Consider the following 23,691-nt stretch of genomic DNA (forward strand, 5'->3'; position numbering starts at 1 on the left):
CATGCGCCGCGCGGGTTGCAAGCCGCCGTGTACACGCTGCGGCGTGGTGCCATGGCACTTGGCGCGAGCGTCGGCGAATCGCGACGTTGCTGACGTGCCGAACGTTGGTGTCAGCTACGCTCGATCGCGTTCGCTGGATTGCTGCTATGGCGGCGGCGCAGAGGGTGGGTCGCCTCCGGCCGGACGCTCAGGCCGGCCTGCCCTGGGCAGCGGCGGGGGCGGCGACGTCGTAGATCAGTTGCAGATCGTTGTCTTCTGCGAAGTGCAGCACAAACCGGTATGCCATCGGCTCGACTTCATACAGTCGGCCGTCAACGAATACTGCCTTTTCTCCCTTGTACGTGCGCGGGCCGACGTAGGGTGAATAGCGCATCTTCTTCTCGGCACCAAAAACCGAAAGAACACCGCAAAGCCGTTCAGCCCAGTCACTCGGCCGGAACTTTTTGCCCGTGATGGTCAGACCGACGATGATGAAAGAGGAGTGCGATGAAGTGGTCATATCTCGTTGGGATGATGGCGAGGAGAACCGCGAATTGCCCCCTGGGATGGTCTTTGCGCACTTGCACTTGGCGACAAGTTCGACGCGCGGATTCTAACAGAAAGTGGAAGGATATGCCGGCTTCTTGCCCAAGCCCGCAGATTCGAGTGCCGTTCAATGCTACCGAGTAATGACCGACTCGATCGGTTCGGGCTTGTCTGCGGTGAACCAGGGGGCTCATCAGTGCCGCATCTGCCGCGATCAGTGGAAGCCGGCTCGAAGGCTTGGTGTGGTCTGGTTGGTGGGCGATAGTGGGTTCGAACCACTGACTTCCACCGTGTGAAGGTGGCACTCTACCACTGAGTTAATCGCCCAATCTGTCCGATGCATCGATGAATCCGGGTGGCGGGCCGATCGTTCGTATCGGAGAAAATGACTGCCACACGTTGACTGCCACGCTCATCTCTGAGCGTGCGGTCCACTCAGCGACCGGAACGGAGATTACATCACAAGTCGATGATCGGGTCAATCGACGCGACCGGGAACGACGCCATTCGCTGGCCGGACCAGCAGTATGGGCAAGGGATTGACGCCGTTGCGATGCGTGTGCCGATGGTTGCCGTCGGGATTGATCGCAGCTCCGAAGTTGGCCCAGTCGGGGTCCGGCAAGTCGGTGAATGCTTGCCGCAGGCGCTCGCCCCAGAGCGTGCGGATGGTGTTGAAATAGGCATTCTGCGGGCCAATGCTGATGTGCTGGCGCACCTGCAGCGCGCCGCTGGCGTAAATCAGAAGATCGAGCGGCATGCCCACGGAAAGGTTCGAGCGGATTGTCGAATCCATCGAAATCAATGCGCACTTGGCAGCTTCCTCGAAGCTCGTGCGCCGGGTAACGACGCGGTCGATGATAGGTTTCCCGTACTTTGACTCTCCGATCTGGAAGTAGGGGGTGTCTTCGCTGGCTTCGATGAAATTGCCCGCAGCATAGATGTTGAACAGGCGTGGCGCTTCGCCCGCGATCTGGCCACCAAAGATGATCGACGAGTTGAACTCGATACCGAATGCTTTCAATGCCGCCGCGTCGCGCTGATACACTTCGCGTACAACCGCACCGATGTGGCGTGCCGCTTCGAAGAGGTTCGGCAGATTGCAGAGATGTTCGCCACCGTCGGCGTCGATGCGCTCGCGCAGAATATTGACCACAGACTGGCTGACCGACAGGTTGCCGGCGGTCATCAGCACCAGCACTCGCTCGCCTGTGCGTTCGATCACCGTCATCTTGCGGAACGTATTGATGTGATCGACGCCGGCATTGGTGCGCGCATCGGACAGAAACACCAGGCCGGCATCCAGCTGCATCGCGACGCAGTAGGTCATGGTTGCCCCGCCGGAGTTGACAGCATGGTTGGTGGCGTTTGCACAATCGCTGGAGATGTCATCGAGTGAGTCAACCCGGTATCAGGAAGTCGCGGCTGATTCCATCACCGATCTCGAAGATGCGGTCCATGAAATCGGTCAGATACTCGTGCAGTCCGCCGGCTAGCACGTCGTCGATCCGCGCGAAGTGCAGGCGCGCGTGCAGGACTCCGGCCTGCCGTTCGGTTTCGGCAGACGCGCCGTTGGCGATCAATTGCAGCATGCGCACGATGCCGTCGGCACAGGAATGCAGCGACCGTGGCAGATTCATGTTGAGGATCAGCAACTCAGCCACGCGACCCGGGGTGATCGCGTCGCGATATACCTTGCGATAGACTTGGAATGCCGAAAGCGAACGAAGCAGGGCTCCCCAACGATAGAAGTCGCTGACCTCCTCGTCGTCGTTCTGTCGCAGGATGTGGTATTGCATGTCGAGAATTCGCGCCGTATTGTCTCCGCGCTCGAGCAGTCCTCCGAGGCGGATGAAATGCAGAGCGTCGTCCTTGAGCATGGTCCCGAAGGTCACGCCGCGCGTTACCGCCGAACGAAGCTTGACCCAGTCGAAGAATTCGCTGACGCCGCGTGCCAGAATGTGCTCGAAGTTCTGCTGCCGCAATTCGATCCAGGTGGCGTTCACGCTTTCCCACATTTCCGCAGTCATTGTGCCGCGCACGGCATGTGCATTTTCGCGTGCCGCTCGCAGGCAACTGTAGATCGACGAAGGGTTGGACGCGTCGGAAACCATGAAACGCAGGACGTTTTCGACATTCACGGCCGGGTATTCCCGGGCAAAGGCCGCCTCCAGACTGTTGAGGGCGAGAATCGCGCGCCAGTTCTCGTTCTGCGCCGCAAGCGATTGCGGTACCAGCGACATCTGGTAGGAAACATCGAGCAGACGCGCGAGGTTTTCGGCACGCTCGGTGTAACGCGCCATCCAGTAAAGATGGTCGGCTGTACGGCTCAACATTTGAAATCTCCCTGCATCTCTAGTTTTCCAACACCCAGGTATCCTTGGTTCCGCCGCCCTGTGACGAGTTCACCACCAGTGAGCCCTCGCGCAGCGCGACGCGCGTCAATCCGCCCGGTACCATGCCGATACCCCGCTTGCCGGAGAGCACGAAAGGGCGCAGGTCGAGATGGCGCGGAGCGATTCCCGACTCGACGAAAGTCGGGCAGTTGGACAGCGCCAGCGTCGGCTGTGCGATGTACTTCTCCGGCGAGGCGACGATCCGCGTCCGAAACTGCTCGATCTCGGCCCTGGTCGATGCCGGTCCCACCAGCATCCCGTAACCGCCGGCTCCATGCACCTCCTTGACGACGAGTTCCGGCAGGTGCGCCAGTACGTAGCTAAGGTCCTCGGGTTTGCGCAACATCCAGGTCGGGACATTGTTGAGCTTCGGCTCTTCACCAAGGTAAAAGCGGATCATTTCCGGGACGTAGGGATAAATCGACTTGTCGTCGGCGACGCCGGTGCCAATGGCGTTGGCGAGCGTAACGTGGCCGGCGCGATAGGCGGCAAGCAGTCCCGGGACGCCGAGCATCGAGTCCTTGTTGAAAACGAGGGGGTCGAGAAAGTCGTCATCGAGCCGGCGGTAGATCACATCGACCCGTTGTGGCCCCTGCGTGGTACGCATGAACACCGTTTCGTCGCGGACGAACAGATCCCGGCCCTCTACCAATTCGACGCCCATCTGCTGTGCCAGAAAAGTGTGCTCGAAGTACGCGCTGTTGTAGGCGCCCGGCGTCAGCAGCACGACTGTCGGATCGCTCACCCCCTTCGGTGCGACGCTGCGCAGGTTCTCGAACAGCATGTCGGGGTAGTGCTGGACCGGCGCGATCATTTGCCGCGAAAAGAGTTCGGGAAAGAGCCGCATCATCATCTTGCGGTCCTCGATCATGTACGAGACGCCGGACGGGACGCGCAGATTGTCTTCCAGAACGTACGATTCGCCGGCCCCGGCGCGGACGATATCGACGCCGGCGATATGCGCGTAAATCCCGGAAGGCACGTCGACGCCGATCATCTCGGGCCGAAACTGCGCGTTGTGCAACACCTGCTCCGGTGGCAGGCGACCGCTCCTGAGGATCTCCTGCTCATGGTAGATGTCGTGCAGGAAGGCGTTGAGCGCTTTCACCCGCTGCCATAGTCCGGCCTGCAGCGCCTGCCACTCGGCCGCGGGAATGATGCGTGGAATGATGTCGAACGGGATCAGTCGTTCGGTGCCCGACTCCTCGCCATAGACGGCGAAGGTGATGCCGACGCGGTGAAATGCCGTATCCGCCTCGGTCCGCTTGCGTTCCAGGCGGTCGGCCGGCATCGCTGCCAGCCACTCGGCAAAAGTGCGGTAATGCGGCCGCAGCACACCGGCCGAATCGTACATCTCGTTATAGAAATGTGTACTCATGGTCCTCACCATCAGTCTAGGTTTCAAAACGGCAAGCAGAAAGCGTGCCACGCCATCGACTGGATCAAGGCCGAGCAAGCACAAGTCGGGTGATCACTTTGCTGCCGGAAATGGTGCGATCTGCTGCCAGAATGCACGCCATTGGTGCATTTGCCTCGCGTTGCGAACGGTTCCGAAGAAGCAGAATACCTGTCGAGAGTCGGCACGAAGCTTGCTTGGAAACCAGGGGCAGCCGCAAGCGAAGACCGCTCTTCGTTGCGGTCGCGCTCGCTCGCCGGGATGGCTTTCCCAGCCAGGCACGTGCGGGTATCGTTGAAGAGGCGAAACATGAAGACACCGAAGATTCTTCCCTGGCTGGCACGTCGGACCGGAGTGAGCGATGAACGTGCCGAAGACCTGTGGCGCGCTGCCTGTCAGCAGGCGACAGCACTTACCGGCGAGCGGGACGGCCCGTGCTATTGGGGTGCAGCAGTGCAGACCCTGCTGGATCTGCTCGAAGCCGAGCGCTGGAAAGCCGGCACGGTGTTTGTGTGGCCCTGGCTCTTGCTGCCATACGGCATCGAGCAGTGGTCCTTGCTTGCCAGGCGCTGGCTGGCGCCCAGCGCATTGTTGCGTGGGCGGCCGGCCGCGGATTGCTGCCCGATGCAGGTCGGCGGGGCGCGATGAGGCCGACGCCTCACGGCGCTGCGCGTACCAAGAGTTGGCTGCAGGACGGGCAGAGGAAGATTCGTGAGGATTTCCTCGCCGACGGTGACGCAAAGCGCCTGCTGCGCAATCGCTGTTCCCTGATCGACGAGATTCTCTGCGCCCTCTGGAGCGAGCTGGGATTGCCGGATTCGCTCGCGCTGATCGCTGTTGGCGGCTATGGCCGCGGCGAACTGTACCCCTCCTCGGACGTCGATCTGCTGATCCTGCTGCCGGAACAACCCGGCCACGCGTTGGCCGCGCAGCTCGAAGGGCTGGTGTGTGCATTCTGGGACATCGGACTCGAAACCGGTCATAGCGTGCGTACCATCGAGCAATGTCTGGAGGAGGCCGCTGGCGACATCACGGTGCAGACGGCAATGATCGAGGCGCGCCGGCTGGCTGGCAACGTCGAACTGTTCGAGGGTTTCTCGCGCATCTTCCAGCAGAGTGTCGATGCTCGCGCCTTCTTCCAGACGAAGAAGATGGAGCAGGAAGATCGCCATCAGCGCTTCAGCGACACGCCTTACAGTCTGGAAGCGAACTGCAAGGAAGGTCCGGGTGGGCTGCGCGACCTGCAGCTCATCCTGTGGATTGCGCAGGCAGCGGGCTATGGCAGGTGCTGGAACGACCTCGAACGACACGGCTTCATCACCGTGGAAGAGGCGGCGCTTCTCGACCACAGCGAAGCCTTCCTGCGCCGCTTGCGCACGCAACTGCACCTGCACGTCGGTCGCCGGGAAGATCGCCTGCTGTTCGATTACCAGACGGCGTTGGCGGATAAGCTGGGATTTTCCGCCAGCGCCGAACGCCGCTCCAGTGAGCAAATGATGCAGCACTACTATCGGGTGGCGAAAACCATCACGCAGATCACCGGAATCCTTCTGCAGAACATCGGCGAGGCGTTGTTCCCGCCTCCGGACGAGCTTCCGCAAGCGATCAACGATCGTTTCCAGAATGCGCACGAGTTCCTCGACGTGGTAGACGAAAACGTGTTTCAGCGGACACCGTCCGCGCTGCTCGAGGCCTTTCTGCTCCTCCAGCAACATCCGGAGTTGAAAGGCATGAGTGCCCGCACGCAGCGCGCCCTGTGGCGCGCACGCAATCTGATCGACGACGACTTCCGCCACGATCCGGGCAATCGCGCACGTTTTCTGGCAATTCTCAAACAGGGGAACCGCCTGGTCCAGGAATTCCGGCGGATGAACCAGCTTGGCGTTCTCGGTCGCTATCTGCCCAATTTCGGGCGCATCGTCGGCCAGATGCAGCATGACCTCTTTCACGTCTATACCGTCGACCAGCACATCCTGCAGGTGATCCGCCGCCTGCGTCGCTTCACGATGGAGGAGTTCGCTCACGAATATCCTTTCTGCAGCAGGCTGATCAGCGACCTCGGCAATCCCTGGATTCTCTATATCGCCGCCCTGTTTCACGACATTGCCAAAGGCCGTGGCGGCGATCACTCGGAACTCGGGGCGGGCGACGCGCGCAGCTTTTGCGAGGTGCACGGTCTCGCCGATGAAGACACCGAACTGATCGTCTGGCTCGTTCGCCAGCACCTCCTGATGTCCCGGATCGCGCAGAAGGAGGATATCTCCGATCCTGGCGTTGTCGCCCGATTTGCCAAGGTCGTTGGCAACGAGCGCCGTCTGATCGCGCTTTATCTGTTGACCGTCGCCGACATTCGCGGGACCAGTCCGAAAGTTTGGAATGCATGGAAGGGGCAACTGCTCGAACAACTGTTCACGGCGACCCGACGCTTCCTGCTGTCTGGCGAAGATACGTTGATGACCCACGGTGTCATCGCCCAGCGTCAGCAAGAGGCGCTTCGGTTGATGCGCTACCTGGCTCTTCCGGAGAAGGCGCACGAAGAACTATGGCAGCAACTCGACACGGTGTACTTTCTACGTCAGTCGGCAGAGGAAATCGCCTGGCACGCCCGCGCCGTGCACGACTGCGTCGAGAGCGAGCGGCCCGTGGTCCGGGCGCGCCTCAATCCGCTCGGTGCGGGACTCGAAGTGATGGTTTACACGCGCGATCAGGAAGACCTGTTCGTGCGCATGGTCGGCTTTTTCAGCCGTGCCGGCTACAGCATCGTCGACGCCAAGATCCATACCACACGGCATGGCTATGCACTGGACACGTTCATGCTGCTCGACGTTTCCGGTCGCGACAGCGACCGAGCCATGATCAGCTATATCGAACACGAGCTTGCCGAACGGCTGCTCCACCCGGCACCGCCGGAAGTCCCGGCCAACGGACGAATCTCGCGTCAGGTCAGGCATTTCCCGATACAACCGCTGGTCAGCATTCAGCCCCTGGTCAGTCTGGAAGCCGACGAAACCGGCACATTGTTCGTATTGACCGTGGTCGCCGCCGACCGTCCCGGTCTGCTGTTCCTTGTTGCCAACGAACTGGCCCGGCATGATGCCAATCTGCACACCGCCAAGATCGCCACCCTGGGCGAACGGGTCGAGGATACCTTTCTGATCAGTGGTGACCACCTGGACGAGAGCGCCGGGCGAGTCAAACTGGAAACCGATCTGCTGAAACAGCTGCAAGCCTGAACGTCCGTGTACGAGTCTTCGCGAGGAGTCCAGAAATGGGATACGCAAACAAGCAGCGTTCCGGATCGGCGGCGGGTGGTCTCGTCGGGAATCGCTGATTCGCGCAATTTCCCCTATGGTCGCCATCGCGACTGGCCGGGCGGAATGGCTTCGTCGTTATGGCGCGGTTCTTGCTCTTCCAATTTCTGATTTTTTGCTCCGGAGCTGACTGTGTCCATTCATGTTGCCCTCAATCACCTTACCCGTTATCGCTACGATCGTCTGGTCAATCTTTCGCCACAGGTTGTCCGCCTGCGCCCGGCACCTCATTCGCGAACGCCGATACTCAGCTACTCGCTGAAAATCACCCCGGCGCAGCATTTCATCAATTGGCAGCAGGATCCGCAGGCGAATTACCTGGCTCGTCTGGTGTTTCCGGAAAAGACGCGCGAGTTTTGCATCGAAGTGGATCTGGTCGCCAACGTCTCGGTAATCAATCCTTTCGATTTCTTTCCCGAGCCGTACGCGACCACCTTTCCTTTCTCGTACGAAGCATGGCAGCAGGAGGAGCTCGAACCGTATCTGCATTGCCTGCCGCTGACGGCACAGGTGCGCCAGTTTCTGGCGACGATTCCGCGCGAGCCGCGGGGGAGCGTCGACTTTCTCGTCGACCTCAACCGGCAGGTGCAAAGCGCGGTGAGTTACGTAATCCGCCTCGAACCGGGCGTGCAGACGCCCGAAGAAACGCTCACGCTGGGCCGGGGCTCGTGCCGGGATTCCGCCTGGCTGCTGGTGCAGTTGTTGCGACATCTGGGGCTCGCTGCGCGCTTCGTTTCCGGTTACCTGATTCAGCTCGTTCCCGACGTGAAATCGCTGGACGGACCTTCGGGAACCGATCACGACTTCACCGACCTGCACGCCTGGTGCGAAGTCTACCTGCCAGGCGCTGGCTGGATCGGCCTCGACCCCACCTCGGGCCTCTTCGCCGGCGAAGGTCACATACCACTGGCCTGCTCGCCGCAACCGTCGTCGGCGGCGCCAATCACCGGCTTCACCGAAAAGTGCGAATGCGAGTTCGAGCATCACATGAAGATCGAACGCGTCTGGGAGGCGCCGCGGGTCACCAAACCTTATGACGAGGAGCAGTGGGCGGCGATCGAAGCCATTGGGCACCGGATCGACGCGGATCTGAGCAGCGGCGACGTCCGTCTGACGATGGGGGGCGAGCCGACCTTCGTCTCGATCGACGATCATGACGGGGCCGAATGGAACGTCGACGCCCTCGGTCCGACCAAGCGGGCGCGGGCGGCGGACCTCTTTCAACGCCTGCGCGCGAAGTACGCGCCGCAGGGGCTGCAGCACTTCGGCCAGGGCAAATGGTATCCCGGCGAGCAGTTGCCGCGCTGGTCGCTGAACTGCTTCTGGCGGCGCGACGGTCAGCCGGTGTGGAAGAATCCGGGGCTGTATGCCGACGAAACCTGCAATTACGGAGCCGACGAGGCGCTCGCCGGGCACTTTCTGCGCAGTCTCGCCGAACGGCTGGCAATCGACCCGGGGTATGTCTTTCCGGCCTTCGAAGACGTCTATTACTATCTCTGGCGCGAACACCGCCTGCCGATCAACGTCGACCCCTTGAACTCGCGACTCGATGATCCGATCGAACGCGAGCGACTGGTGAAGATCTTTCGCCAGGGGCTGGACACGGTGGCCGGCCATGTGCTGCCGCTGCGACGTCACGCGCAGGGCGGCTGGCAGAGTGGCAAGTGGTTCCTGCGAGCCGGCCGCTGCCATCTGATTCCGGGCGATTCTCCGATCGGCTATCGCCTGCCGCTCGACTCGCAGCCTTGGGTGGCCAAGACCGACTATCCGTACATCCACACGCCCGATCCGACGCAGTACTTTCCGCCGTTGCCCGACTATGCCGAAATCCGCGCCCAAAGTGCGGTCAGCCGCAGTCAGAGTGCGAGCGACGAAGCCGCAGCGGTGACCGGCGAACACTTTGCCGAACGGGCGCTCGAGCGAGTCGCCGAGTCGCTGGCGCACGCGGCCGACGGTTCGCGCGAAGGGCTGCCAGCGGATGCAGCGGCGGCGGTCATCCGCACCTCCCTGTCGGCACAGGCGCGTGACGGAGTTCTGTACCTCTTCATGCCGCCAACGGAGACACTGGACGACTATCTGGAACTGGTCGCCGCCGTCGAGGCGACCGCCGAAGCACTGACCACGCCGGTTATCATCGAAGGCTACGAGCCGCCGTCCGACCCTCGCCTGACCAACTTCCGTGTCACGCCTGATCCCGGGGTGATCGAAGTCAATATTCAGCCGTCGGCCAGTTGGGATGAACTCGTCGAACGCACTACGCACCTCTATGAAGCGGCGCGCCTGTCGCGCCTGTGTACCGAGAAATTCATGCTCGACGGTCGACATACCGGTACCGGCGGCGGCAACCATTTCGTGTTTGGTGGCGCCACCGTTCTCGACTCACCTTTCCTTCGCCGTCCCGACCTGCTGCGCAGCCTGATCAGTTACTGGCACAACCACCCGTCGCTTTCGTACCTCTTTTCCGGCCTGTTCATCGGTCCGACGAGCCAGTCGCCACGGGTAGACGAGGCGCGCAACGACTCGGTATACGAGCTCGAGATCGCCTTCGGCCAGTTTCCGCCGGTCGGCGACGCTGAAGAGTACGTCGCACCATGGATCATCGACCGTGTGCTGCGCAACCTGTTGATCGACTCCACCGGCAACACGCACCGCGCCGAGTTCTGCATCGACAAGCTCTATTCGCCCGAGGGCCCGAGCGGGCGCCTCGGGCTGCTCGAAATGCGCGCCTTCGAAATGCCGCCGCACGCGCGCATGTCGCTGGCACAGCAGCTTCTGCTGCGCGCGCTGATCGCGCGCTTCTGGCGGACCCCTTACGCGCCCGAGCGACTGGTCCGCTGGGGCACAGAGCTGCACGACCGCTTCATGCTGCCGTATTTCGTGCAGCAGGATTTCGACGACGTCATCAGCGAATTGCGCGCTGCCGGTTATCCCCTCGAAAGCGCGTGGTTCGCGCCGCATTTCGAATTCCGCTTTCCCCTGCACGGCCGCATCGCAGTGAAAGGTATCGAGCTGGAACTGCGGCATGCGCTCGAACCCTGGCATGTGATGGGCGAGCAGGCAACGGCGGGAGCGACCGTGCGCTACGTCGACTCCTCGCTCGAACGCGTACAGATCAGGGTCACGGGCATGGCCAGCGATCGCTACGTGGTGGGTTGCAATGGTTGTGCGCTGCCGATGCGCTCGACCGGCAAGGTTGGCGAGTTTGTCGCCGGCGTGCGCTACCGCGCCTGGCATCCGCCGTCGGCGCTGCATCCGACGATCGGCGTCCATGTGCCGCTGGTCTTCGACCTGGTCGATAGCTGGATGAAACGCTCTCTCGGCGGTTGCCAGTATCACGTCGAGCATCCCGGTGGGCGCAACCCCGATCGCTATCCGGTCAATGCCAACGAGGCGGAAGGTCGTCGGCTGGCACGCTTCACACCGTTCGGTCACACCCCCGGCGCGATCGACTTGCAGCCACCGCCGGCGAATGCCGGCTTCCCGTTTACGTTAGACTTGCGGCGACCCTGAAACCACTCGGCGCGGGAGCATGTTCCCGCGCCCGCTTGCTTCATGCCGCAATCGCTGCTCGCGAACTATCCGAGGAAGACCGACCGTTTCGACGAAATGCTCGCCGAAGATGGGAGCGTTCGTCCGTCCTGGAAACCGTTTTTCGCTCACCTCGATGTGGTGACCCCCGAGCAGATGCGGCACCGGCTCGACTTCGTTCGCCGCAGCATCCTCGAGAACGGCGTCACCTACAACGTCTACGCCGACCCGAAGGGCGCCGACCGACCGTGGGAACTCGACCCCTTGCCGCTGATCCTCTCTTCTGCCGAATGGCAGGAGCTGGCTGGCGCGGTGATGCAGCGCGCGCGCCTGCTCAACGCGGTGCTCCAGGATCTCTACGGCCCACAGGATCTGCTCCGCGACGGCAGTCTGCCGCCCGCCCTGGTTTTCGGCCACAACAATTTTCTCTGGCCGTGCCAGGGGGTCCGTCCCCCCGGTGATACCTACCTGCACCTCTACGCCGCCGACCTCGCGCGTTCGCCCGACGGTCGCTGGTGGGTGATCGCCGACCGCACGCAAGGGCCGTCCGGTGCGGGTTACGCGCTGGAAAACCGGACCATCGTCGCGCGCGTTTTTCCAGAGCAATTTCGCGACCTGCACGTGCAGCATCTGGCGTTCTTCTTTCGGGAGCTGCAGGACAGTCTGGCCTGCTGGGCGCCGCGCGGTGAAGATCCACCGCTGACCGTACTGCTCACTCCAGGTCCCTACAACGAGACCTACTTCGAGCATGCTTACCTCGCGCGCTACCTCGGTTTCCCGCTGGTCGAGGGGCAGGATCTGACGGTGCGCAGCGATTGTGTCTACCTGCGGACACTGAGCGGCTTGCGCCGCGTGCATGCGATTCTGCGCCGGCTCGACGACGACTACTGTGACCCGCTCGAACTGCGCGGCGATTCTGCGCTCGGCGTTCCCGGTCTCCTGCAGGCGGTTCGTGCGGGCAATGTCCTGGTTGCCAACGCGCTCGGCAGCGGCCTGATCGAATCGGCGGCGCTGCCGGGCTTCCTCCCCGGTATCTGCAAGAGAATGCTCGGCGAGCCGCTGGCGATGCCATCGGTTGCTACCTGGTGGTGCGGCGAGCAGGCCGCGCTTGAGTTTACCATCGAGCATCTCGACCAACTGGTGATCAAGGGTTCGTACCCCTCGCAGCGTTTCGATCCGATCTTTGGCAACGAGCTCGCCGGTGGTAGACGCCAGGAAATGATCGATCGCCTGCGCGCCCGCCCGCAAGCCTATGTCGCCCAGGAACTGGTCAACTTTTCGGAAGCCCCGACCTGGAGCACGAAGCATGGGCGGCAACTCGTGCCACGCGGCGTCGGCCTGCGTGTTTTCGTTGCCGCCACTCCGACAGGTCACGTGGTGATGCCGGGCGGCTTGACGCGCGTCTCGGCAGCTTCGAATGCGCGAGTGATCTCGATGCAGCGTGGTGGCTCGAGCAAGGACACCTGGGTGCTCACTACCGACGCGGCGGTCAATACCTTCAGCCTGCTCAAACCGTCGGTCGGGAAGGCCGATCTCGTCCGCGGCGGTCGCAATCTGTCGTCGCGCGTGGTGGAAAACCTGTACTGGTTCGGCCGGTACGCAGAACGCTGCGACAAGACGTCCCGCCTGCTGCGCGTCGCCCTTTCGCGTCTCGTCGACGCCGGTGCCGACACGCTGCCGGCGCTGATTTCGGCTATCGATCTATGCCGTGTCCTGCAGCTCCTGGTTACCGCCGAGGGCGAAACCAACGGCTCCCCCAAGGGCAAGGGGGGCGCCTCCGGGTTGCCGCGTGAGACGCTGATTCTCTCCGCCATTTGCGGTGCGGACGCAAACGACGGCTTGGCCGGCGACCTTCGCCGCCTGTTGTGGGTGGCCACCCAGGTACGCGAGCGATTCTCGCTCGACAACTGGCACGCGATCAATCGCCTGCAGCACCAGTTGCAGCAGTACTGCGCGGCGGTGCGCGAAAACGCGAATCCGGAGTTGGGGGAGGCGCTCGCCTTTCTCGATCAGGTACTCCTTGCATCATCGTCGCTGGCGGGTTTCGCCATGGATAACATGACCCGCGACGACGGCTGGCGTTTTCTGATCATCGGCCGACGGATCGAGCGACTGGTGTTCCTCGCCAACGCCGTCTCGGGTTTTCTGCGCCTCGAATCGACGCGCGCTCCGGGCAGTCTCGAATGGCTGCTCGAACTCACCGACAGCATCATCACCTATCGCTCGCGCTACATGATCCAGCCGCAGGTGTTGCCGACGCTCGACCTGATCGTTTTCGACGAGGGCAACCCGCATTCGGTTGCGTTCCAACTGCAAATCCTCGTTCGTTACCTCGACAACCTTACGCGCCTGCTCGGTGGACCACGCGACGACGCGTTGCCGCAGGCACTCTCGCGTCTGCAAGGCTTCGACCTCGCCCGCTTCGAGGGACAGAGCTTCCGCGAATGCCGAATCTGCGATCCGTGCATCGCACTCGCCAGCCTGCTCGGCGAGATTTCCATCGCTGCGGCGACGCTCTCGGATCGCCTGGCGATGCGCTATTTCAGTCATGTCGGCGACGTCAGCCGACAAACCTTTACTTCCTGATCGCCGTGAGTCCGTCCATCGCCCGCTATCACATCGTTCACGAGACGACGTACAGCTACGAAAGTCCGGTGTCGCTATCGCGGCAATTGCTGCACCTGACGCCGCGTACTTGCGCGTGGCAGCGTTGCCTCGGGCACCGGATCACGGTTGCGCCAGAGGCGAGCGCGGGACGCGAGCGTCTCGACAGTTTCGGCAATCCGGTGACCGAACTGGCGATCGAGTTTCCACATGAGAGTCTCAGCGTTCGCGCCGAAGGCACCATCGAGGTGCTGCCACACTTGCCTTCCGAGCATCTGGACAGTGCCTCGCCGGCGTGGGAAATCGTACGCGACGCGCTGACCTACGGAGCTCGTCCGGTGCTGCTAGACGCCAGTTGTTTTCAGTTCGAATCACCCTATGTGCGCGTCAAGCACGAATTTGCCGCTTATGCGAAGGCCTGCTTTCCCAGCGGCCGGCCGCTGCTGGACGCAGTGCATGCACTGATGAGCCGCATTCACAGCGAGTTCGAATTCGACCCCGAGGCAACCACGGTCGCCACTCCGGTGCTCACGGTGCTTGCCGAAAGACGTGGCGTCTGTCAGGACTTCGCGCACCTGATGCTTTCCTGCCTGCGGTCGCAAGGACTCGCCGCGCGCTACGTCAGTGGCTATCTGCTCACCCACCCGCCACCCGGGCGACCGCGAATGGTCGGCGCCGATGCTTCGCACGCCTGGGTATCGGTGTATTGCCCGGAGCGCGAAGGCGGTCGCTGGGTGGACTTCGACCCGACCAACAACCTGCTGCCCGATACGCAGCACATCACTCTGGCCTGGGGACGCGATTTCGCCGACGTTTCGCCACTGCGCGGGGTCATTCTCGGTGGCGACGCGCATGAACTCGCGGTGGCGGTGACGGTCACCCCGGTCACAACCGCCGGCACCTAGGTACGACGTGCCCGCTCAGGGCGATGGCGGCGGCGGCACGTCCGGTTCCGCTGGCGCCGCGTACCATTGTTCGCGCGGCACGACGACGTTGTTGCTGGGCTGTACGACGAAGTGCGGCGACATGATCTGCACGCCGTAAGTATTGAACTGATCCTGGATGTTGGCGTGCAGCGCGGAGAGCACCGGTACGCGCTCCAGGGGCTGGTCCATGTACGCGAACAGCTCGTACTCGACGTACCAGTCGCCCAGGCTGCGCTGGAAAACGAAGGGCTTGGGAGTAACCCGCAAGCCGGGAGTCTGCTCGGCGGCGGCGATCAGCATGGCGTGCACCTGGCGCCACGGCGTATCGTAGCCGATCGTCACCTTGGTGGACACCAGCGTGCCGCGGGCACCTGCGAGTCGCGAGTAGTTCTTGATCGGGTTGCCGACCAGAACCGCGTTCGGGATCGTCACCTCTTCATTGCGCATGTTGATGACCTTGGTCGATAGCGCGCCAACTTCGCTGACCACACCGACGTTCTGGCCGATATCGACAAAGTCGCCTACCGACAGGGCGCGTGAATAGACCAATACCAGGCCGCTCATCAACTGATTGACGATTCCTGCCGAACCGAGCGTCAGCATGAAGCCGAACATCACCGACAGACCCTTGAATGCGTCGCTGTCGGACATCGGAATGAACGGATAGGCGATGGCGAATCCCAGGCCCCAGACGAGTATGGAGACAATTCGGTGGGTCGCGGTAACCGTCTCCGGATGCAGGCCGGGCACCTGCACGCGGCCTTCCTTCGCGGCGCGGAAGAAATTGCCGAGTGCATCATTGAAGGCCTTGGTCAGAAAGAGGATGATCAAGGCGGTGCTCAGTGCCGGCATGGCCTCGATCAGACCCGTCCCGATCATGTAGAGCACGCCGAACAGAAAATCGGTGAGGCGTTCGCCAAGCGCCTCGGTGAGCGGAAAGCGTGCCAGAACGTAGGTCAGCCAGAGGTACGCGACGGTCAACCAGAGGAAACCCATCACCAGTTGCGCAATCCGCTGTACCAGCAGCCACCAGTGACGCGCCCAGCCGAGCCTGCCCACGTTGCGTTCGGCGGCGATGACCTCTTCCAGGTGGTGGACCATCAGCGCGGTGGCGCGCCGAATGAGCCAGAACAGGGTCAGCGCGATCATGGTCGCGAGTACCGACAGCCCGATTCCCGTCACCAGGACGATCGGGCGCCGCTGCTCCGCAGCCGCGTGCAGGGCGGCGGAGAGCACGCTCGCCGCACGCTGGGCGACTTCTTCGAGCGAAGCTTTCTCCTCGGGATCGAGGTCGCCTTCGACGACGTTGAACAGCACGAACTCGCCGATGTGCAAACCGATGCCACGCGTCGTACCGACGATGAACGGCGTTTGCTCGATCGCCTGCGTCATCCGGTCAGACGGCAGGCTGTCGATGCGTTCCCAGGCTCGCCGCACGCGATGCTCCGGCGATGCGCCGATGAAGCTTGCCCGGAAAGTGAAGATCGGCCGAAAGTGGTAGCGCAGAGTCGCTTCCGGTGGTTTCGCGGCATCGGCCGCAAGCGCCGGAAGCATGCCGAGAAACAGGCAACTTGCCAGCCACAGCAGTGCCTTGGACGATCGAGAGGACAGAGCGGTCAGGATCATGACGGAATTCGGTAGGCGGTGACGGAGCGACGAATTATAGCCGTCGACACGTCCGGTGGGCGCCACGCATGGCGACCGCAGCCGTCGCCTACTTGGTTTGCTTTTCGTACTGCCCGACGACGTTCTCCATGGTTTCGAGAATGCGTTCGCTGGTCGTCGCAACGACAGTTGCCTGGCGCTTGTCGGTACTGCCAAGCTGGCCCAGCGCGTTCTCGAAGAACAGCCATTGCTGCCGGACGAGTTCGAGATCTTCGCGCAGCGCCGGGGTATTGTTCGGTGCGGCAGCGAGTTCCTGCAGCCCGGCGGCAAATTCCCGGCGCGCCCTGTCGATTTCCGCTGCGGCCTGTTCGACCCCGATCTTCCACGCCGCTGCCTGGTAAAATTTCGCCATGCGTTGCGAGAGCATGCGCTGGCGACCGGCAAGGTTTACCAGCCGGGCACTGCTCGTCGTCGACCGATTTTCGAGTTGTTGCGTTCCCTTTTGCGCGAGTGCCAGCACCTCGTCGGAGAGGGCGAGGATTCTGGCGCCGTCTGCCAGGTTGGGCGCGCTGGCAGTGAGTGCCTGGCGATAGGTCTGCCAAGTACGTTCGAGTTTCTGGTAGGTTTCCCTGATTTCCTGTGACGGTGCGAAAGCCTTCAGTTCCGCGAGTTGTCGATCGAACAGGGCAACAGAACCATCGAGCACCTTGCGCGAGCGATCGACGTCTACGCCGAGACCGAGCTGGAAATAGGCCTTGGCCATGCGCTGCGAGAGCATTCGCTGCCGGCCGGCCTTGTTGATTGCCGAATTCAGGTCGCTCACCTCTGCCCGGGCGACGACGGCCAATGACAGAAGCAGCAGCAGGAGGATAGTGTGACGGATCGAAACCGGGCTCAGCATGGCAAGTCTCCACTCCGGCAGGCCGGTCGGGTGCCGACTGCCGATGATGAATCAAGGGGGTAAGTCTAGTCGAGCGGCGGGCGTAGTGGATGATCTGCGTCAAGCCGGTTGCAGGTGACGGGGCAGGATACGATTCGCCAAGCTGACTTAGCCCGTCCCGCCCACTGTCAGTCCGTCGATGCGCAGGGTCGGCTGGCCGACGCCCACCGGCACGCTTTGTCCTTCCTTGCCACAGGTGCCGACGCCCGGGTCGAGGCGCAGGTCGTTGCCAATCAGCGAAACCTGCTGCATCGCCTCGGGTCCGCTGCCGATCAGCGTCGCCCCCTTGACCGGCGAGGTCACCTTGCCGTCCTCGATCAAGTACGCCTCGGACATCGAAAAGACGAACTTGCCATTGGTGATGTCGACCTGTCCGCCACCGAAATTGACCGCGTAAATTCCCTTCTTGACCGACTGGATGATTTCCTCGGCGGTCCGCTCACCGTTCAGCATCGTGGTGTTGGTCATGCGTGGCAACGGCAGATGGGCAAAAGACTCGCGCCGGCCATTGCCGGTCGGCGCGACGCCCATCAGGCGAGCGTTGAGACCATCCTGCATGTAGCCCTTGAGGATCCCGTCTTCGATCAGCACGGTGCGTTGCGTCGGGTTCCCCTCATCGTCGATGTTCAACGATCCGCGTCGCTCGGCGATCGTGCCGTCGTCGATGACTGTCACTCCGCGGGCGGCCACGCGGCTGCCGATGCGGCCGGCAAAGGTCGAGCTTCCCTTGCGATTGAAGTCTCCCTCCAATCCGTGGCCGACTGCCTCGTGCAGCAGGATGCCCGGCCAGCCTGGACCGAGGACGACGGTCATCGTGCCGGCCGGCGCCGGTCGGGCGACGAGATTGGTGAGCGCCTGATGAACCGCTTCGCTGGCGTACGCCTGCAGCACAGCGTCGCTGAAAGCGGCATAGTCGGTACGGCCGCCGCCGCCAGCCGAGCCCTGTTCGCGCTGCCCGCCCTCCTCGACGATCACCGTCAATGAGACGCGCACCAGTGGTCGGATGTCGGCCGCCAAGCGGCCGTCGCTGCCGGCGACCAGGATCACTTCGTATTCGCCGGCGAGGTGTGCCATGACCTGCGTCACGCGCGGATCCTCGGCGCGGGCCAGGGCTTCGAGCCGTTCGAGCATTGCAACCTTGCTGGCCGCGTCGAGCGAGGCGATCGGATCCTGCGGCAGGTAGAGGTGACGCCCGCTCCTCCTTCGCAGCGCCGGTACCCGTCGTTCCTGCCCGGCAGCGGCGATTGCCCGTACGGCCGTGGCGGCAACGTCCAGCGCCTGCGCACCAATGTCATCGGAATAAGCGAAGGCGGTCTTTTCGCCCGCCAGCGCACGCACGCCGACGCCTTCGTCGATGCTGAAACTCCCCGCCTTGACAATGCCCTCTTCGAGGCTCCATGCCTCCGAGCGGCTGTATTGAAAATAGACGTCGGCGTAATCGACCTGGTGCGTCATGATCTTGCCGATTACACGTGTGAGATCGCCGACGTCGAGTCCGTAGGGCGTGAGCAGGGTCTTGCGAGCCTGCGTGAGAAGTGTTTGCGCTTTTGCGGTCATTGCATGTCCATGATTACTGCCGTTGTGGCGTGTCTCGGCGACCGGGGAATCCGGTTCCGGGCGCGGTGGTAAGGGTGAGCGGCAACTCACATGACGCGGTGGCTTAGCGCCGGCAGCCTGGCGCGGACTTCGGCGAGGCATGCCCGTTCGAGATTGCCGATGACGATGCCGGGTCCTTTCTGCTTGCGATCGAGGATGTTTCCCCAGGGATCGATCAACATGCTGTTGCCGTGCGTTTCGCGTCCGTTCTCGTGGCGGCCTCCTTGCGCCGCAGCCAGAACATAGCACTGATTCTCGATCGCCCGCGCGCGCAGCAGGATTTCCCAGTGCGCCCGGCCGGTGGTTTCGGTGAAAGCGGCCGGAATGACCAACAGGTCTGCGCCGCCGAGCGCACGATACAGTTCCGGGAACCTCAGGTCGTAGCAGATCGACAGCCCGATCCTGCCGAAAGGCATGGCGAAGGAGACGGGTCGACGACCTGCTTCGATCGTGGCGCTCTCGTCGTAGCACTCGACTCCCTGCCTGAAACCGAAGAGGTGAATCTTGTCATAGCGTGCGACCCGTTGGCCGTTCGGGCCGTAGACCAGGCTCGTATTCAGCACCTTTCCCGCCTGCTCTGTCCACAACGGCAGCGAGCCGCCGATCAACCAGATGCCGTGCGCTTTCGCGCTTGCCGCGAGGAAGTCCTGCAGTGGGCCATGTCCATCGGCCTCGCGCAGCTGGACCTTGTCGCGCTCGCTCATACCCATGATCGCGAAATACTCGGGCAGCGCGAGCAGTTCGGCGCCCTGTGCGACGGCTTCGTCAATCAGGGCACTGGCGGCGTGCAGGTTGTCCTCGACGCGCGGGGTGGAAACCATCTGCAAGGCGGCGACACGCAGCGTTGCGGCCGGTGGCGCGGCACCTGGCGGTTCATTGACGGGCGGCTTCATTGCTTCCTCCAGTCGGGTTGGCAGACTTCGCTGGCCCGGAATTGGCTGTCGGGCTCGCACTGTGGGAGATTTTTTCGACCTTCGGGTCGTCCCATTTTCCGGTCACCAGATACTCGAACGCGAACACCTTGTTGAGCGGACCCTGCAGCAGCTTGTCGGCGAGCAAGGTGGCGACGCCGGCCAGCGGATGGATCACTGCGACTCCCAGGGCGGCGCTGCTGCCCAGTTCGGGCTGCACCGTCACGTGCAGATTCTGCGTTTCATTCTTCAGGTCGGCGTCGCCACGCATTACCACGTGCGCCGCGGGGCCGTCGATCTGCAGACGCCGCGTGTGCATCAGGCCGCTGTTGACGGTGATCCGGCCCTGAATGCTGTCGAAAGCAAAACCCTCGCTGAACACATCGCCAAAGTCGAAACTGAGCCGACGGGGCAGGCCCTGCAGGCTGATCAAGCCGAGCAGCTTGCCGGCGCCGGGATCGAGCTTGAGGAACTGCCCCTTGCTCGCTTCGAGCGTCATTTCGCCACTCAGAGTTGCGTAGTCCAGCCGGTCCGGTGGTCCGTTCCAGCCGATCTTGCCCTGCATGGTCGCTTTGCCCGAACGAACGGCACCGGGGTAGCCGATCCGGTCGAGCAGTTTGCCAATGTCGCTGCTGTCGAGCGCGAAGTTGAGCTGCGTGCGGTTGGCGGCGCTGACCTGCCACTGTCCACTTCCGGAAAGCTTGCCAAACGGGTTGGCCAGTTCGATCTTGTCGATTCGCCAGATGCCTTTGTCGTTATGTGCCTGGACATCGAGGCGTCCGAAGCGGTGATCGCCGACGGCAAAATCATCGACCACGATGTCGAGTGCCGGCAGTTCCTTGATGGCTTCGGCTGGCGGGCCATCCTTGCTCACCTTTTCCGGACGGCTCCATTTGGTGAAATGCGCCGCCAGCCTGCCGCCTCCCGATCCGTCCCATTGAAAATCGCCCTCCGCCTCGCGCGACCTGAGCGCGCCCCGCCACTGGGAACTTGCCCCGGAAACCCGCAACTTTGCTGCATTGTAGCGACCGCCGAGGAAGATAAGTCTGTCGGTCTCCAGATCGACTGCGACCGGAAGGCCGGAACCCGATCCGGCGATTCCCTGCAGTGAATTCTGCCAGGAATCCACGTCCAGCGTCGGCACGGAAATCCCGACATTGACCCCGCGTTCCGGCAAGGGTGTCATCGGTCTGCCAATCATGATTGCGCCACGTTCGGGCAAGCTTCCCTCTGTCTGCCTACGGCGGATCAACTGCATGCTGACGATGCCGCCCAAACTGGCGCGCAACTGGTCGCGCACGATCGCATCGCCGTTACGCGGCGCGGCGCCGGGGAGCAGCGTGTTCTCGAAATGCAGGGGGAGAGGGTCACTGATCCCCTTGCCCAGTGGTGCCGGCAAGGTGGAAGCGATGCCGAGCAGATTCGAGTCGAGCAGGAGTTCGACGTCACGTTTGCGGACTCGCACCTCGGCGCGATAGCCAGTGGTGCCGGACAGCTTGTCGAAAAGCGGCAATTCCGTTCGCCGACGCAACTCGTCCATTGCCAGGGTTCCGTCGGCGACGATCAGTACCTTGCCACCCTGTGCGCCGCCGCCGATGCGTACGGGGCCACCAAACAGCAAGGCGTTGATTTGCTGCAGATGCAGGTCCTTTTCGGAGAACTGCAGGCTGCCTTTGACCTGGCGCAAGGGGGGCAAGGCCGGATCGACAGTCACCTCGTTGTTGAGAAACGTGTAGATTCCCTCGACCTTCGAATCGCCGAGTCGTGCTTCCTCCAACGGAATCACCAGAGAAATCTCGAGATGCCCTTTGCCCACGGCACTCATGCTGTCGGTGAAATGGTCGATTTGCGTCGCCACCGGGCTCTGCCTGATGAAGCCGAGAAACTCCCTGGTATCCCCTTCGACCCGTCCTTTCACCTTCAGCGTCGATAGCGGCGCGTCGAAATCGGGAATCTCGGCGAGTGTCTCCAGCAGCCTGGTGCCGAGAATCGAACCGTGTCTCGTCTGTATGACCATGCCGGCGCCTGCGAAACGCAGATCGGCGTCCAGGCCGGTGATTGGCGGCCAGCCGGTGGCATAATCGAGAGTCACTGCGTGCGCTTTGACGGTGACGAGAAACTGCCCGTCCCTGTGGTCGACAAAGGGAAACTTCGCCAGATCGCCCTTCAGGATAAGCCTGGTCTCGCTGGCGGTCCCCGTCTTGATTGCGTCGCGAAGCCAGTGGCGCGCTCCGACATTGACTGTCGCCGGCAGGTAACGCCAGACGGCGCGTGCGTCGGCCCGGCTCAGCGCTCCCGTCAGATCGATGCTGCCCGGCCCATCGCCGACCTTGTGATAGCTTCCTTGCGCCGATCCGCTGGCGTCGGGTCCAGCGAATTCGAGGCGTGACAAATGGAGGTCCAGCGCTTGCCCGCTGATCTTCCATCTGGCCTGTGCCTGCAGCGTATCCAGCGCGATCGCCGACTCGGGAAAAACATCCGGCAGCTCGATAGCCACCTTGCGCGAGTTCAACTGAGCGGATCCTCCCTGCTCGCTGGCCTCGAGCGAGCCGCTCAAGCCCGCTATTCCCGGGAACCGCCCCTGTGGTCTGAGTGCCAGGTCCGCAAAGCGCCCGCTCAGCGAGTAGGTCTGCAAGTGCTCGCCATTGCCCCGCCAACTGGTGCGCAAGCCACTGATGTGGCCACGTGGAGCAAAGTCGTCGAGCAAGCGGCGTGAGTCGTCATCGAGCGGCAGATAGGCTGCCAGACTGGCGAGGGCACCGAGGTCGAGCGCGCTGGCCGTGGCGCTGCCGCCGACGATGCCGCCTTCGCTGGCGGAGTTCTGCCACTCGACGTGGAAATCGGTCGGATCGATATGGACGCCGTGCGCCGGAGCGTCGCGGCCACCTGCCGGCCGTCGCGTCACCAGAGCGACGTGGCGTCCATCGACACTCATTTCCGAGGCGGAAAGGCGCGCGCCGATGCGGCCGGACATGTGGTCCAGTTGGAGCTCTGGCAGACCCCTTGCCAGGCGCAGTTTCACGTCGTCGAGCGACAGGTCGGCCGTCAGCTCCCGCAGCCCGCCATCGACGATGCCCATCCAGGCGCGCACTGCGCCCCGCCCATGTGGCAAGGCCACCGGGTAGTCGAGCCAGGTACGCCAGACGGCCAGATCGGCGTAGTCAATCTGCACGAAGGCCTGTCCTTTCCAGGCCGCGAGATGCTCGACGTCCTGGCCGCGAAAATCGCCCCGCAGATCGATGCGCGACGCCAGTTCGGCGGGTGGCAGTCCAGTCAGGCCGAAGCGATGCCGGTGTCCATCATTGTCGAGCGCCAGATCGACGTCATCGAGCACCAGCGGCGGTGCATCACGCTGCGCGTCTTCCCAGACCACGGTCGCGCCATGGATGCGAATGCGCCTTTGCGCCAGCAGCCAGTCTGCCACGCCGCTGTCGCTCTCCTGTTGGCCGATGGCGATGCCCGCCACAAAGAGGTGACCGGAGGCATCGCGCCGGATATGCAAGGTCGGCTCCGCGATGCGCAATGAGCGCAGGCGGAGTTGCAGGTGCGGCAGCGACGACCACGAGAGCACGCTCTCGACGCGAGTGAAGGTCAGCGCCGGCAGTCCTTGCGCGTCGGCGATGCGGACGTCGGAGAGGACAAGGTCGGGATGGATGCCGTCCCAACTCGCTTCGATGTGCCCGATGGCGATCGCGAGGCCGAGTGCCTGACTGACCTGCCGCTCGATTTCCGGTCGATAGCTCTCGATGTTCGGCAAGAGCAGGTAACGAAGGGCGAGAATCAGCAGGACGAAAGCGAAATAGAGCAGCCAGCAGGCGCGCAGGGCAAGCCGTCCGAGGCAACGCGTTGCCGGATGCGAGATGACCGGCAGCAGATGATGCAGGCGATGGTAGATCGCCGGGCGCAACTCTTCCTGGCGCATCACACCGAGCCAGCGCACGGAGACTTTTGCCAAC

The 23,691-nt window shown here is 62.9% G+C and carries 14 protein-coding genes and 1 tRNA gene; 5 read left to right on the forward strand and 10 right to left on the reverse strand.

Annotated elements, in window-relative coordinates; genetic code table 11:
- Window positions 1–187: 187 nt before the first annotated feature.
- From NFV80_RS12450 to NFV80_RS12470, 5 genes are all read right to left on the reverse strand, one after another.
- A complete protein-coding gene (locus tag NFV80_RS12450; protein WP_295330162.1) occupies window positions 188–499 on the reverse strand; it encodes a DUF3579 domain-containing protein in 312 nt (103 codons plus the stop codon).
- A gap of 278 nt (window positions 500–777) precedes the next feature.
- Window positions 778–852: transfer RNA gene (locus NFV80_RS12455), tRNA-Val, on the reverse strand.
- A 151-nt stretch (window positions 853–1,003) separates the two neighbouring features.
- Entirely contained in the window at window positions 1,004–1,852 is an 849-nt protein-coding gene (locus NFV80_RS12460) for a proteasome-type protease (protein ID WP_295330160.1), read from the reverse strand.
- Window positions 1,853–1,922: 70 nt separating this feature from the next.
- Window positions 1,923–2,858: an alpha-E domain-containing protein gene (locus tag NFV80_RS12465; RefSeq protein WP_295330158.1), complete on the reverse strand. Its 936-nt coding sequence runs from the start codon at window positions 2,856–2,858 to the stop codon at window positions 1,923–1,925.
- Between the two features lie 19 nt (window positions 2,859–2,877).
- The gene (locus NFV80_RS12470) at window positions 2,878–4,296 is read right to left on the reverse strand and encodes a circularly permuted type 2 ATP-grasp protein (RefSeq protein WP_295330156.1); all 1,419 of its coding nucleotides are present in this window, start codon (window positions 4,294–4,296) and stop codon (window positions 2,878–2,880) included.
- A gap of 327 nt (window positions 4,297–4,623) precedes the next feature.
- Here NFV80_RS12470 and NFV80_RS12475 point away from each other — a divergent pair, with 327 nt between their 5' ends.
- The 5 genes from NFV80_RS12475 (at window position 4,624) to NFV80_RS12495 (ending at window position 14,662) form a co-directional block, all read left to right on the forward strand.
- The gene (locus tag NFV80_RS12475) at window positions 4,624–4,962 is read left to right on the forward strand and encodes a hypothetical protein (protein ID WP_295330154.1); all 339 of its coding nucleotides are present in this window, start codon (window positions 4,624–4,626) and stop codon (window positions 4,960–4,962) included.
- On the forward strand, window positions 4,959–7,547 hold the full coding sequence (locus NFV80_RS12480; RefSeq protein WP_295330152.1) for a [protein-PII] uridylyltransferase: 2,589 nt from the start codon (window positions 4,959–4,961) through the stop codon (window positions 7,545–7,547). Before NFV80_RS12475 ends, NFV80_RS12480 begins: the two co-directional genes overlap by 4 nt.
- 210 nt (window positions 7,548–7,757) lie before the next feature.
- Complete coding sequence (locus NFV80_RS12485) at window positions 7,758–11,135, forward strand: transglutaminase family protein (RefSeq protein ID WP_295330150.1); 3,378 nt, start codon at window positions 7,758–7,760, stop codon at window positions 11,133–11,135.
- Between the two features lie 42 nt (window positions 11,136–11,177).
- Window positions 11,178–13,739, forward strand: coding sequence for a circularly permuted type 2 ATP-grasp protein (locus NFV80_RS12490; protein WP_295330148.1), 2,562 nt, complete (start codon window positions 11,178–11,180; stop codon window positions 13,737–13,739).
- A gap of 5 nt (window positions 13,740–13,744) precedes the next feature.
- On the forward strand, window positions 13,745–14,662 hold the full coding sequence (locus NFV80_RS12495) for a transglutaminase family protein (RefSeq protein WP_295330146.1): 918 nt from the start codon (window positions 13,745–13,747) through the stop codon (window positions 14,660–14,662).
- Between the two features lie 15 nt (window positions 14,663–14,677).
- Here the strand turns inward: NFV80_RS12495 and NFV80_RS12500 are convergent, their stop codons facing one another.
- The 5 genes from NFV80_RS12500 to NFV80_RS12520 all read right to left on the reverse strand — a co-directional run bounded on the left by NFV80_RS12500 (window position 14,678) and on the right by NFV80_RS12520 (window position 23,690).
- A complete protein-coding gene (locus NFV80_RS12500; protein ID WP_295330144.1) occupies window positions 14,678–16,309 on the reverse strand; it encodes a mechanosensitive ion channel domain-containing protein in 1,632 nt (543 codons plus the stop codon).
- 88 nt (window positions 16,310–16,397) lie between these two features.
- Window positions 16,398–17,189: a type IV pili methyl-accepting chemotaxis transducer N-terminal domain-containing protein gene (locus tag NFV80_RS12505; RefSeq protein ID WP_295330142.1), complete on the reverse strand. Its 792-nt coding sequence runs from the start codon at window positions 17,187–17,189 to the stop codon at window positions 16,398–16,400.
- Between the two features lie 147 nt (window positions 17,190–17,336).
- Window positions 17,337–18,785 carry a metalloprotease TldD gene (gene tldD, locus NFV80_RS12510; RefSeq protein WP_295330140.1) on the reverse strand — a complete coding sequence of 483 codons (1,449 nt, stop codon included), beginning with the start codon at window positions 18,783–18,785 and terminating at the stop codon, window positions 17,337–17,339.
- A gap of 86 nt (window positions 18,786–18,871) precedes the next feature.
- Complete coding sequence (locus tag NFV80_RS12515) at window positions 18,872–19,717, reverse strand: carbon-nitrogen hydrolase family protein (RefSeq protein WP_295330137.1); 846 nt, start codon at window positions 19,715–19,717, stop codon at window positions 18,872–18,874.
- Window positions 19,698–23,690: a YhdP family protein gene (locus tag NFV80_RS12520; protein ID WP_296758861.1), complete on the reverse strand. Its 3,993-nt coding sequence runs from the start codon at window positions 23,688–23,690 to the stop codon at window positions 19,698–19,700. The genes NFV80_RS12515 and NFV80_RS12520 overlap by 20 nt, the downstream gene beginning before the upstream one ends.
- Window position 23,691 lies beyond the last annotated feature (1 nt).

Origin of the sequence: Accumulibacter sp. (assembly GCF_023806565.1) — a bacterium.
Lineage (GTDB): Bacteria > Pseudomonadota > Gammaproteobacteria > Burkholderiales > Rhodocyclaceae > Accumulibacter.

Bases quoted from the DNA above. Each gene is read 5' to 3' on its own strand.
- NFV80_RS12505 (WP_295330142.1), bottom strand. From the start codon at position 17,189: ATGCTGAGCCCGGTTTCGATCCGTCACACTATCCTCCTGCTGCTGCTT.
- NFV80_RS12465 (WP_295330158.1), bottom strand. From the start codon at position 2,858: ATGTTGAGCCGTACAGCCGACCATCTTTACTGGATGGCGCGTTACACC.
- NFV80_RS12475 (WP_295330154.1), top strand. From the start codon at position 4,624: ATGAAGACACCGAAGATTCTTCCCTGGCTGGCACGTCGGACCGGAGTG.
- NFV80_RS12460 (WP_295330160.1), bottom strand. From the start codon at position 1,852: ATGACCTACTGCGTCGCGATGCAGCTGGATGCCGGCCTGGTGTTTCTG.
- NFV80_RS12500 (WP_295330144.1), bottom strand. From the start codon at position 16,309: ATGATCCTGACCGCTCTGTCCTCTCGATCGTCCAAGGCACTGCTGTGG.
- NFV80_RS12490 (WP_295330148.1), top strand. From the start codon at position 11,178: ATGCCGCAATCGCTGCTCGCGAACTATCCGAGGAAGACCGACCGTTTC.
- tldD (WP_295330140.1), bottom strand. From the start codon at position 18,785: ATGACCGCAAAAGCGCAAACACTTCTCACGCAGGCTCGCAAGACCCTG.
- NFV80_RS12470 (WP_295330156.1), bottom strand. From the start codon at position 4,296: ATGAGTACACATTTCTATAACGAGATGTACGATTCGGCCGGTGTGCTG.
- NFV80_RS12515 (WP_295330137.1), bottom strand. From the start codon at position 19,717: ATGAAGCCGCCCGTCAATGAACCGCCAGGTGCCGCGCCACCGGCCGCA.
- NFV80_RS12480 (WP_295330152.1), top strand. From the start codon at position 4,959: ATGAGGCCGACGCCTCACGGCGCTGCGCGTACCAAGAGTTGGCTGCAG.
- NFV80_RS12450 (WP_295330162.1), bottom strand. From the start codon at position 499: ATGACCACTTCATCGCACTCCTCTTTCATCATCGTCGGTCTGACCATC.